This window comes from Kutzneria kofuensis (assembly GCF_014203355.1).
In the GTDB taxonomy this organism is placed as follows: Bacteria; Actinomycetota; Actinomycetes; order Mycobacteriales; family Pseudonocardiaceae; genus Kutzneria; species Kutzneria kofuensis.
Genome location: NZ_JACHIR010000002.1, coordinates 677,133 through 688,133, shown reverse-complemented (window position 1 = coordinate 688,133; position 11,001 = coordinate 677,133). Strand labels below are relative to the sequence as shown.

13 protein-coding genes and 1 pseudogene are annotated in these 11,001 nt (G+C 70.7%); 10 read left to right on the top strand and 4 right to left on the bottom strand.

The window, feature by feature from the left end:
* Positions 1 to 152: 152 nt before the first annotated feature.
* On the bottom strand, positions 153 to 443 hold the full coding sequence (locus BJ998_RS42210; protein WP_184869735.1) for a muconolactone Delta-isomerase family protein: 291 nt from the start codon (positions 441 to 443) through the stop codon (positions 153 to 155).
* 85 nt (positions 444 to 528) lie between these two features.
* Between BJ998_RS42210 and BJ998_RS42205 the strand changes: the two genes are divergently transcribed.
* Together BJ998_RS42205 and BJ998_RS42200 are read left to right on the top strand one after the other, a co-directional pair.
* A complete protein-coding gene (locus BJ998_RS42205) occupies positions 529 to 1,431 on the top strand; it encodes a LysR family transcriptional regulator (RefSeq protein WP_184869734.1) in 903 nt (300 codons plus the stop codon).
* A 9-nt stretch (positions 1,432 to 1,440) separates the two neighbouring features.
* On the top strand, positions 1,441 to 1,863 hold the full coding sequence (locus BJ998_RS42200) for a VOC family protein (RefSeq protein ID WP_184869733.1): 423 nt from the start codon (positions 1,441 to 1,443) through the stop codon (positions 1,861 to 1,863).
* A gap of 54 nt (positions 1,864 to 1,917) precedes the next feature.
* Here the strand turns inward: BJ998_RS42200 and BJ998_RS42195 are convergent, their stop codons facing one another.
* Positions 1,918 to 2,466: an Lrp/AsnC family transcriptional regulator gene (locus tag BJ998_RS42195; protein WP_184869732.1), complete on the bottom strand. Its 549-nt coding sequence runs from the start codon at positions 2,464 to 2,466 to the stop codon at positions 1,918 to 1,920.
* Between the two features lie 110 nt (positions 2,467 to 2,576).
* Here BJ998_RS42195 and BJ998_RS42190 point away from each other — a divergent pair, with 110 nt between their 5' ends.
* The 7 genes and pseudogenes from BJ998_RS42190 to BJ998_RS42165 all read left to right on the top strand — a co-directional run bounded on the left by BJ998_RS42190 (position 2,577) and on the right by BJ998_RS42165 (position 7,303).
* Positions 2,577 to 3,773 (top strand): aminotransferase-like domain-containing protein, encoded by a 1,197-nt coding sequence (locus tag BJ998_RS42190; RefSeq protein WP_184869731.1) that lies wholly within the window; start codon positions 2,577 to 2,579, stop codon positions 3,771 to 3,773.
* A complete protein-coding gene (locus BJ998_RS42185; protein ID WP_184869730.1) occupies positions 3,770 to 4,192 on the top strand; it encodes a cupin domain-containing protein in 423 nt (140 codons plus the stop codon). Before BJ998_RS42190 ends, BJ998_RS42185 begins: the two co-directional genes overlap by 4 nt.
* Position 4,193: 1 nt before the next feature.
* Positions 4,194 to 4,772: pseudogene (locus BJ998_RS42180) on the top strand (SDR family NAD(P)-dependent oxidoreductase); the annotation flags it as partial.
* Positions 4,670 to 4,966: an SDR family oxidoreductase gene (locus BJ998_RS49680; RefSeq protein WP_376776054.1), complete on the top strand. Its 297-nt coding sequence runs from the start codon at positions 4,670 to 4,672 to the stop codon at positions 4,964 to 4,966. The pseudogene BJ998_RS42180 and the gene BJ998_RS49680, both read left to right, overlap by 103 nt.
* Positions 4,967 to 5,272, top strand: coding sequence for an HAD domain-containing protein (locus tag BJ998_RS42175; RefSeq protein ID WP_184869729.1), 306 nt, complete (start codon positions 4,967 to 4,969; stop codon positions 5,270 to 5,272).
* Between the two features lie 172 nt (positions 5,273 to 5,444).
* Positions 5,445 to 6,440, top strand: a complete 996-nt coding sequence (locus tag BJ998_RS42170; RefSeq protein WP_281393485.1) for a glycoside hydrolase domain-containing protein — start codon at positions 5,445 to 5,447, stop codon at positions 6,438 to 6,440.
* A gap of 56 nt (positions 6,441 to 6,496) precedes the next feature.
* Complete coding sequence (locus BJ998_RS42165; RefSeq protein WP_184869727.1) at positions 6,497 to 7,303, top strand: SAM-dependent methyltransferase; 807 nt, start codon at positions 6,497 to 6,499, stop codon at positions 7,301 to 7,303.
* On the opposite strand, the gene BJ998_RS42160 is transcribed toward BJ998_RS42165, so the two are convergent.
* Positions 7,300 to 8,235, bottom strand: coding sequence for an alpha/beta fold hydrolase (locus tag BJ998_RS42160; RefSeq protein ID WP_184869726.1), 936 nt, complete (start codon positions 8,233 to 8,235; stop codon positions 7,300 to 7,302). The genes BJ998_RS42165 and BJ998_RS42160 overlap by 4 nt on opposite strands.
* A gap of 88 nt (positions 8,236 to 8,323) precedes the next feature.
* Between BJ998_RS42160 and BJ998_RS42155 the strand changes: the two genes are divergently transcribed.
* The gene (locus BJ998_RS42155; protein ID WP_184869725.1) at positions 8,324 to 9,868 is read left to right on the top strand and encodes a beta-N-acetylhexosaminidase; all 1,545 of its coding nucleotides are present in this window, start codon (positions 8,324 to 8,326) and stop codon (positions 9,866 to 9,868) included.
* A 118-nt stretch (positions 9,869 to 9,986) separates the two neighbouring features.
* Here BJ998_RS42155 and BJ998_RS42150 read toward each other — a convergent pair whose 3' ends face one another.
* Positions 9,987 to 10,883: a helix-turn-helix domain-containing protein gene (locus BJ998_RS42150; RefSeq protein ID WP_184869724.1), complete on the bottom strand. Its 897-nt coding sequence runs from the start codon at positions 10,881 to 10,883 to the stop codon at positions 9,987 to 9,989.
* Positions 10,884 to 11,001 lie beyond the last annotated feature (118 nt).

The following is an 11,001-nucleotide window of genomic DNA, read 5'->3' as shown; positions in this document are numbered from 1 at the left end:
CAGCGCGGCCCCGCCCTGCGCGGACAGCCCCGCCTGCGCGGTCATCAGCGGCAGGATCGGCGTGTAGACGAACCGGCCGATCCCCATGCTGGCCGCCAGCGCGGCGGCGGACCGCCCGACGTGCAGCCACGGCGTCCGCGGCAGGACGGCGGTCACGACCGGCCCGGGTCGTTCGGGTGCGGTTCCAGCTCGACGACCTCGGCGGTCATCCACGGCCACAACGGCAGCGTGCCGAGCACGTTCTCCCGCAGGTCCTGCTCGTTGTCGGCCAGCCAGATGCCGATGCTGCGCTTCTCGCCGACCGGCCGCCAGATCCGGTACAGATGCCCGGTGGCGGCGAGCTCCTTGGCGCGTTCGTGCTCAGCAGCTCGGCGGCGGTCGACCTCGGCCGGGTCGGTGCCGTCCGGGATGGTGGTCGTGATGGTGACGACGAATTCCCTCATACGGCCATGTTGGGCCGGTGGCCAGCGGAAATGCCACGACCGGCTGACTCCCGTGTGCTAGGCGCAGCCTCCTAGGATCGCCAGAGTGGAGCTACGCCAGCTGAGGTACTTCGTCGCGGTCGCCGAGGAGCTGCACTTCGGACGGGCGGCGGAGCGGCTGCTGATCGCCGGGCCGTCGCTGTCGCAGCAGATCAAGGCGCTGGAGCGGGACCTCGGGGTGGCACTGTTCGAGCGCAACCGCCGCGGAGTGGCGTTGACGCAGGCCGGCGCGACGCTGTTGCCGCACACCAAGGCGTTGCTGGAACGGGCCGACGACCTCAAGCGGCGGGCGGGCCGGCTGGCCGGCACCGAGCAGGTGCGGCTCGGCTACGTGAACTGGCGGCCGGCGGACCTGCGGGCGCGGGCGGCGCCGGTCGCGGAGCTGATCATCGACACCTGGGTGGTGCCGTCGCACGCGCAGGCGGCGCGGGTCGCCGAGGGCAGCCTGGATCTGGCGATCTGCTGGGTGCGCAAGCAGGACCTCGAACGGCTGAACCTCGCCTCGCGGCTGCTCGGCGTGGACCGCCTGCACGCCGTGAGCGTCGGCGAGGACGAGCGGCCGGTGCGGGCGGCGGACGTGATCGTGCCGGTCGACGACGACCAGACGTCCTGGTCGTCGTGGAACGTCTACGCGGAGGCGTTCGCCCGGGACACCGGGGCGAAGATCGTGCGGATTTCCGACGGCGGCATCACCGGCGAGGCGTTCGTCGACCACGTGCGGCGGCTCCGGCGGCCGGTGCTGAACTCGCCCAAGGGCCAGGAGGTGCTGCTGCCGCCGGACCTGGTGCGGCGGCCGGTCGTCGAGCCGGCGCCGCTGTGGACGTGGTCGCTGGTGTGGCGCCGGGGCGAGGTGCGCCGGGCCGTGTTCGACACCGTCGAGGCCGTGGCCCGGGGCGTGGAGTGTGAGCTCGGCGGCTGGCTGCCCGAGGATGATCCGTACCGCGCCTAAGGTGGGGGCATGAGCACGCGCCCCGCCTTCCACCTGGCCATCCCCGTCGACGACCTGTCCCGCGCCCGCGCCTTCTACGGCGGCGTGCTCGGCCTGTCCGAGGGCCGCTCCGCCGACCACTGGGTGGACTGGGACTTCCACGGCCACCAGGTCGTCACGCACGTGGTGCCCGGCGCCCGCAACGAGGCCGGCCGCAACCCCGTCGACGGGCACGACGTGCCGGTGCCGCACTTCGGGCTCGTGCTCACCGTCGACGGCTTCCACGCGTTGGCCGACCGGCTGCGCGCCGCCGACACGACGTTCGTGATCGAGCCGTACCAGCGGTTCGCGGGCGAGCCGGGGGAGCAGTGGACCATGTTCCTGCACGACCCGGCCGGCAATGCCTTGGAGTTCAAGGCTTTCCGCGACGAGTCCCAGCTGTTCGCGAAGTAGTCGGTCGGGGTCGGCCATGCGACCTTGCCGGCCGGTTGGTCGGCGGCCTGCCCCTCAGCTCTCCCCGGCGCGGCGGATCATGTCGGCCAGCAGCTCACTGGCCGTGTTCTTCGGCTTGTTCTCGGCCACCGACAACGACGTCTCCGTCCGCTGGACGCCCTCGATCTGCCACACCCCGTTGATCAGCAGCTCGCGCAGGTGGGTGTGGTCGCGCACGCGCACCCGGACCAGCATGTCCACTCCGCCGGTGACGATCATGACCTCCTCGACCTCGGGCAGCTCGGCGAGCTTGGTCATGATCGTCCCCTGCTCGAAGCCCTGTCCGGCGGTGACGGTCAAGTAGGCGATCGTCGGGTAGCCCAGCGCGCTCCAGTTGAGCCGCACCCCGTAGCCCTCGATCACGCCTTGCCGGTGCAGGCGGGCGATCCGGTCGGCCACGGCCGGCGCGGACATGCCGAGTTCACGGGCGAGGCTGCGCTGCGAGATCCGCGCGTCCTGGCTGAGCAGCAGCAACAGCCGCAGGTCGACGGCGTCCAGTTGGGCCGGCTCGACGGGCGTCGCCGCGTGCTCGCCGATGCCGCCCAGCGGCTTGACCCACTCCATGATTACTCTCCGTCACTTGTTTGGTGTCTGGACGTCCTGACCCGCGCTATGTAAGGTCGATGACGGAACTCTCCTGGCAAATGTAAGTTGGTGTCAAGCGGGGGTGGCGTGTGATCGACTGGACCACACGGCTGGCGCGGCGCGCGAGCACCACGCCGGACCTCATCGGCGGCATTCTCGCGCTGGCCGGCGCGCGGGACCTGATCAACTTCTCCGGCGGCTTCCCGGACCCCTCGCTGTTCGCCACCGACGTGGTCGGCGACATCGCCCGCAAGCTGATCGAGAACGACGCCGCGGTGGCGCTGCAGTACTCGTCGAGCGAGGGCATCGCCAGCACCCGCGAGGCGCTCGCGGACCGGCTGGCCGCCACCGACGGCCGGCGGCCCGCCGACGCCGAGCTGATGGTCACCAGCGGCGGCATCGACGCCATCACGCTGATCGCCAAGAGCATGCTCGACCCCGGTGACGTGGTCGTCGTCGAGGAGCCCAGCTACCTCGGCGCTGTCTCCGGCTTCATGGCGTTCGACCCGACCCTGCGCGGCGTGCCGCTGGACGGCGACGGCCTCGACGTCGACGCGTTGGCCACGCTGCTGCGCGAACTGCCGACGCCGCCCAAGCTCGTCTACACCATCCCCGACTTCCAGAACCCCAGCGGCCGCACCATGTCCGTCGAACGCCGGACCGCGCTGGTGGAGCTGTGCCGGCAGCACGGCATCCTGATCGTCGAGGACGTCGCCTACAGCCAGCTCGGTTTCGACGACGCGCCGCGGCCCAGCCTGTGGTCGCTCGGGCCGGACGTGGTCGTCCAGATCGGCACGTTCTCCAAGGTGTTCTTCCCCGGCGTGCGGCTGGGCTGGGCGGTCGGCCCGGCGGCCGTCGTCGCACAGCTGTCCATCGCCAAGCAGAACTCGGACCAGTGCGCGGGCGCCTTGGGGCAGCGGATGCTGGAGGAGTACCTGCGGGCCGGGCACCTCGACGAGCACCTGCCGCTGGCCCGTGCGCTGTACCGGAGCCGGGCCTCGGCGCTGACCGGCGCCCTGGAGCGGCACTTCGACGGGCTGGCCACGTGGACCGTGCCGCAGGGCGGTTTCTTCAGCTGGCTGCACGTGCCCGGCGTCGACACCATGGCGCTCGCGGTCGTGGCACGGGAAAGCAGGGTCGCCTTCGTACCGGGCTCGGGCTTCTTCGCCGAGAGCCGTGACAACGAGCACCTCCGGTTGTCCTACAGCAGGATCAGCGAGTCCGACATCGAGGAGGGCGTCGTCCGGCTGGCCGCCGCCGTCCGATCACTGCGGGAGACGTCATGACCACCAGCTCCGAGCACTTCACCACCGACGGCGGCGGGACTCCCACCGCGGCCGGGCGGTTCGTCGACGTGAACGCCATCCAGGCGATGACCCTCGTGCCGGGCCTGGACTTCCAGCCCGTGCTGGGCGAGAACCTCCTGCTGAACTTCGCCTCGTACGAACCGCACACCGAGGCGCCGACGCACAGCCACGCCGAGGAGCAGATCGTCATCGTCACCGAGGGCGAGTTCGAGTTCACCATCGACGGTGTCACCCGCACCATGCGCGCCGGGGACGTCGCGGTCGTGCCGCCGTGGGTGCCGCACGGCGCCCGGACGCTGGACAGCACGTGCAAGGAGATCGACGTGTTCACGCCGCCGCGGTCGACGCTGGTCGACTACGCCGCCACGCAGGTCGAGGGTTCGAGGGTCGAGGACTGACGTGGATCTTGGGCTCACCGGCCGCCGGGCGATCGTCACCGGCGGCTCCAAGGGTATCGGGCTGGCCGTCGCCGCCGAGTTGATCGCCGAGGGCGCGTCCGTCGCCATCTGCTCCCGCAACGCCACCGAGCTGGCCGCCGCCGCCTCGTCGTTGGGCGGCACCGTGTTCCACCAGGTCGCCGACGTCACCGACCCTGCCTCCGTGCAGTCCTTTGTGGACGCCTCGGCCGAGGCCCTCGGCGGCGTGGACATCCTCGTGAACAACGCCGGCCGGGCCCATCCCGGCAACTTCGAGACGCTCACCGACGAGGACTGGCGGGCCGACCTCGACGTCAAGCTCTTCTCGCAGATCCGCTGCTTCCGCGCCGCCCTCCCGCACCTGCGCGCCAGCGACTCGCCCCGCGTGATCAACGTCAACGCCGTCTACGCCCGGCAGCCCGATCCGGCGTTCTTCTCCACCACCGTCGTCCGCGCCGCGTGCCTCAACCTCAACAAGGTGCTCGCCCAGGAGTTCGGCGCCGACGGCATCCTGGTCAACAGCGTCAACATCGGCTTCGTCGACACCCCGCAGTGGGGCAACATCCACGCCCGCCGCGCCCCGACCAGGACCGCGCCGAGTTCCTCGACGGCCTCGCCGCCGCCGAGGTGCCGCTGGCCCGCTTCGGCCGCGTCGACGAGGTCTCCGGCCTCGTCGCCTTCCTCGCCGGTTCCCGCGCCAGCTACATCACCGGCGCCGTGATCGACGTGGCCGGCGGCATGGGCAAGTATGTGTAGGTGCCGCGCCCGCTGCTCTTTCTCGACGTCGACGGAACGCTGATTCCATTCGGCGGTGTGACATATTCGAGCTACCACACCGATTCCCCGGATCCGCTGCTCACTCGGCTGGATCCCGCCCATGGCGCCCGATTGTGCGCACTGTCGTGCGAACTCGTTTGGGCTACCACATGGCTGTCCGATGCCAATGACCTGATCGCCCCGCTGCTCGGCCTGCCGCCATTGCCGGTCGTCGACCGGCCCGATACCGACGACGAGGAACCGCCCGGCCTGCACTGGAAGACGTGGCCCCGGTTGGCGGATTGACCGCCGGCAACTTCGTTCACCGCGCACGCGAATTATTCGAAAAGTCGGTCGGGTTGCCTCTTTGGGCGGTACCGTCGATAACGGCCACCTGGGGGAGCGTACGTAGGCCAAACTTCTCACTGCCACTGCAATTGAAGGGGGCTGCTGTGGACGTGTGTGTCGGTGATGCGTGATGCTGGGACTTGACTATTCGGGCGGTAGGCCCCGCGGCGCGGCGATACGGGCGGCGGGGTACGGATTCGTGGTGCGGTATCTGGACAACGGCCTGTCCGGCCGGGCCAACCTCACCGCCGCCGAGGCGGCGGACCTGCGGGCCGCCGGTGTCGCGGTGGCGCTGGTGTGGGAGCGAAAGCTGCTGAACCAGCCGGACCGCGCCACCGAGGGGCGTGCCGCCGGCGTCGCCGACGCCCGGGCGGCGGTCGCCCAGGCCGACGCGTGTGGGCTCGCCGGCTGGCCGATCTACATGGCGATCGACTTCGACATCCCCGACTACGCGCCGGGCTCCTCGGACCCGAGGGCGAAGCTGGGCCCGTGCGGGGAGTACCTCGCCGGCGCGATGAGCGTGCTCGGTCGCGGCAGAACCGGTGTGTACGGCGGTTTCTACGCGGTGTCCCGCGCGCTGGACAGCGGCCTGGCCACCTACGGCTGGCAGACGGCCGCCTGGTCGGGCGGGCAGGTCGATCCGCGGATCCACCTGTTCCAGCGCGTCGGGGCCATCACGGTGGACGGCGTGGAGTGTGACGTCAACGAGGCACGCAAGAGCGACTTCGGCCAGCAGGACGGCGCCGGAGCTCCGGGAGGAAACGACATGGCTGTGTTCCTGAAGAACGTGGACGTTCCTGGCCTGTACGCCACCCAGGACGGCCCGCTGGTCAACGGCGTCCGCGAGGAGGTCGGCGCGGCGACGCTGAAGGCGTGGCCGGGCGCGAGCTGCGAGATCGGCCTGAGCGACGAGGAGTTCACCGACCGGGTGAACAAGAGCAAGGCGATCGAGGGGCTGGCGGCGGCGATCGAGGGGCTGCCGGCCCGGCTGGCCAAGGCGATGCCGGTCGGCACCGGCTCGCTCAGCGCCGCCCAGCTGGCCGACGCCGTGGCCAGCGGCGTGCGGGCGGCGCTGGACGGCATGAGCCAGACGACGGTGCTGCACGAGAAGACCAGCGCCAACTGAACGGTCACCGGCGCGCGCCTGGCCGGGGCGCGCGCCGGTGAACCACAATGTCGCCCATGCCCGAGTACGACGAACAGGACCCCGTGGACATCAGCCGGCCCAACCCGGCCCGCATGTACGACTACTACCTGGGCGGCGCGCACAACTTCGCGGTGGACCGCGAGGCGGCCGACCGGGTGCTGGCGATCCTGCCGGAGACCCGGGAGTTCGCCATGCGCAACCGGGAGTTCCTGCAGCGCGTGGTGCGTTTCCTGGCCGTGGAGGCCGGCATCACCCAGTTCCTCGACCTCGGCTCGGGCATTCCGACAGCGGGCAACGTGCACGAGGTCGTGCAGGCGGTGCACCCGGACAACCGGGTCGTCTACGTCGACCACGAGCCGGTGGCGGTGGCGCAGTCGCAGCGGCTGCTGGCCGACAACCCGTACACGGCGGTGGTGCACGCCGACATCCGTGATCACGAGACGGTGCTCAACCACCCGGAAACCCGGCGCCTGCTGGACTTCTCGCAGCCGCTGGCGGTGTTGATGCTGCAAGTGCTGCCGTTCATCCCGGACACCGACGACCCGGCCGGGGTGGTCGCGACTTACCGGGACATGTGCGTGTCGGGCAGTTACCTCGCGGTGGCGCACAGCCTGTCGTTCGACTACTGGCCGGGCGCGGTCGCCGAGGCCGTCGAGATGTACACGAAGAGCACGCATCCGTTGAACCTGCGCACCCCCGATCAGGTCGCCGCGTTCTTCGACGGCTACGACCTGGTGGATCCGGGTGTGGTGTTCACGGCCGTGTGGCGGCCGGACAAGCCCGTCTCCGACGAGGAGGCGATCAGCAGCCGTGCGGTCGCCGGGCTGGGCGTGCTGCCCTAACCGAGCCAGCTGAGCATGCGTGACGCAACGCGGTCGGGCGCCTCGATCTGCGGCAGGTGACCGAGTCCGGGCAGAACGTCGACCGTCCACTGTGGAAGGCGACGGGCGGCTTCCCGGGCCGAGCCGACGGAGACGAGCCGGTCCTGCTCGCCGTGGACCAGCAGCACCGGCGCGGCGATGTCGTTCAGGGCGGCCCAGGCGGTGCGACGGCCGCCGTTGATCGCCAGCAAGGTCCGTGCCGACGCCAGGAACGCCTCGTCGGCTCCGGGCAGGCCGGCGCGGTGCTCGATGAGCTCCACCAGCGCGGCGACGAGATTCTCCGGCACTCGTGACGGGTCGACGCAGCACCGGGCGAACGTCTCCCGGACCTGTTGCCGCGCCGTGCGTCCGCGCCGGCCCAATGCGAGAATGGTTCGGCCCAGCAGCGGCAACGCCAGCCGGCCCAGGATCATCGTCGCCGCGACGTCCGGGCGGGACCGGGGAACCAGCGGCAGCGCCGGATCGATCAGGACCAGCTTCGACACCGTCTCGGGATGCTTCGCCGCCTGCCGGGCCGCGATCAGGCCGCCCATGGAGTTGCCGACGAGGACAACCGGCTTGTCGGTGACCTGGTGGATGAACCGGTCGATCAGGTCGGTGTTGGCGTCGACCGTCGATACGCGGTGATCCGGCGTGGTCAGGCCGTAGCCGAGCAGATCGGGCGCGGTGATCCGGAACCTGGTGGCCAGCCGGGGCGCGAGCAGGCTCCAGTCCAGGTGCGAGCCGCCGAGACCGTGCACCAGCACCATCGGCGGCCCGTCCGCCGGCCCGCCGAAGTCCACGTAGTGGACCTGGCCGCCGATGTCGGCGTACCGGCTCGTCCCACCCCAGCGGGCCAGCGAGGAGGTCATGCCGTCCAGGATACGGACGGCGAAGTTCTTGTACGTGAACACGAGACCGATCGGTCGGCGGGTTCCGGTGAATCGATCACGCCGATAACCTGCGACCGAGTGGCGAACCTCGTGAGATCGGCGGTCGGAGATGACCCGAAAACTCCTGTGCCTGACGCTGTCCTGCCTGGCCGCGCTGCTGTTCGCGCCGGTCGCGTCGGCCGCGCCCGATTCGGCGGCGCCGGTTCGGGTGGCGCCCGAGCCGTCCTCGGTCGTCACGCTGCCTGGGCAGACGTTCACGCTGCGGCCGACAACGCGGATCGTCGCGCCGGCGGGTGCGGCGGAGACGGGGCAGTACCTGGCGGGATTGCTGCGGCCGTCGACGGGATTCCGGTTGCCGGTGACGTCTTTTGGGCTGCCGGGGGATATCCGACTGGATCTGGGCGGGCCGTCGAGCTTGGGGGACGAGGGCTACCGCCTCACGGTGACGGCGCTGGGCGTTGAGATTGCCGCGCATGCGTCGGCGGGGCTGTACTACGGCGTGCAGACGCTGCGTCAGCTGCTGCCGGCGAAGGTGGAGGCTCGAACCGTCCAGAGTGGACCGTGGACGGTTCGTGGCGTGACCGTGCAGGACACGCCCCGCTACGCCTGGCGCGGCGCGATGCTCGATGTGGCCAGGCATTTCTTCCCCGTGGCGCAGGTGGAGCAGTACGTCGACCTGATCTCCATGTACAAGATGAACACGCTGCACCTGCACCTGAGCGACAACGACGGCTGGCGCATCGACATCAACGGGTGGCCGCGGCTGGCGCGGTACGGCGGCAGCACCGACGCGAGCCGCGGGCCGGGCGGGTTCTACACGCAGGACGACTACCGGGAGATCGTGCGGTACGCGGCCAGCCGGCACGTGACGATCATCCCGGAGATCGACACTCCCGGGCACGTCACCGCGGCCCTGGCGTCGTATGCGCAACTGAACTGCGACGGCGTGGCTCCGCCGCTGCTGAACCCGGGTTGGAGCTCGCTGTGCGTGCCGCTGGAGGTCACGTACCAGTGGCTGGACGACGTGATCGGGCAGTTGGCGGAGCTGACGCCCGGCGACTACATCGACATCGGCGGCGACGAGGCGCTGACCACGAGCGCGGCGGACTATCGGTACTTTGTGGACCGAGTGCAGGGAATCGTTGCCGCGCACGGGAAGAAGCTGATGGGCTGGCACCAGGTCGAGGCGGCGGACCTCACCGGGTCGGCGGTGGCGGACTACTGGGGCACCGCCGGGTCCACCGACGACGAGGCACTGGCGAAGGTCGCGCAGGGGCGGGGAAACCGGCTCGTGCTGGCGCCGGCGGACAAGACGTACCTGGACATGAAGTACGACGCCCAGACACCCATCGGGCAGGACTGGGCCGGCTACAACGGTGTCCAGGATTCCTACGACTGGGATCCGGCGACGTTCGTTCCCGGCGTGGCGGGCGACGTCGCCGGGGTCGAAGCGCCGTTGTGGACGGACGTGTTCCCGACCTGGGACGACGTGCAGTACATGGCGTTCCCCCGGCTGCCCGGGATCGCGGAGATCGGATGGTCGGCGCGGAGCACGCATTCGTGGGAGGGGTATCGGGTTCGATTGGGGGCGCAGGGGGAGCGGTGGGACGTCATGGGGGTGAAGTACTTCCGGTCGCCTGAGGTGGCCTGGTAGGGGAGTTGCCGAGGCGTGGTCGCTGGTTTTGGCGTGGGGGTTGCCGGTTTGTGGGTTGGCGATACGGGTGGCTGGGGGCGCGAGATTCTCTGAGAGGGGGCGGCCTCCGGTATCGCCTTTATTCGCCCCCGGCCCTTCCGCTGCCTCCCTTACCCGTTTCCTGCTCCATCGCTCCCTCGGTCCCGTCCCTTCCTCTTCTCTGCTCAGTATTCGAAGGGGTGATTGGTGTAGTGGCGGCCTTGGGGGCGGTGAAGGGGGCCCACCGCCGCAGCCGGGCGTCGACCTCGGCGTGCCGCCCGATCCGGCGGCCGAGGTCGGCGTACTCCATGGCGACCGCCGCGCGCTGATTCGTCAGCGCGACGGCGGCCGGGTGGTGGCGCAGCCGGGTGTCGAAGCCGACGAGCGGGGCGCCGCGCCAGCAGTCGAAGCCCGCCGCGTACAGCTCGTACGCCCGCACCAGGTCGCCCATGCTGCGGGCGGCCGCCGCCCGGCCGGCGAGGGCCCGGAATTCCAGCAGGTCGAGCTGGCCGCGCTCGGCCCTGAGCAGGAAGCCGCCGCTCTTGCCGACGGACGCCAGCCACGGCGTCTGGCCCAGCATCCGGCGGACGGCGTCGGCGTGCCCGCGCAGCAGCCGTGGGTACGAGGTCGGCGGCGTGTCGCCCCACAGCACGTCGATCACCTCGTCCCGGCTGACCTCCTCGTTCGGCTGGAGCGCCACCACCCCCAGCAGCGCCGCCGCCTTCGGGCGCAGCATGCCCAACTCACGGCTGCGGCCCTGCACGGTCAGCGCGCCGAGCACGCCGATCCGCACCTGGTCGCCGCTGCTCGGCGGCACGCCGTCCAGGACCCGCTGGATCTGCTGCCGCGACGCCATCCGCGGCGTGTTGATCTTGCCGTTCTCCCAGTAGCGCAGCGTCCGCACGCTGACACCGGCGCGCACCGCCAGCTCCCGCTGCGTCAACCCCGCGATCTGCCGCTGCAAGCGCAGCGATCTGCCGAACTGCCCATCGTCCACGATCCGCTCCCCACCTCGGTCCGACTGGAAGAAGCAGTAGTCGCGGCGGCAAGTTCGGTGTCGGGCGCGATGTGGCGAACGACAAACCCCGAACACTGCGGAACAAGCCCGGAACCGG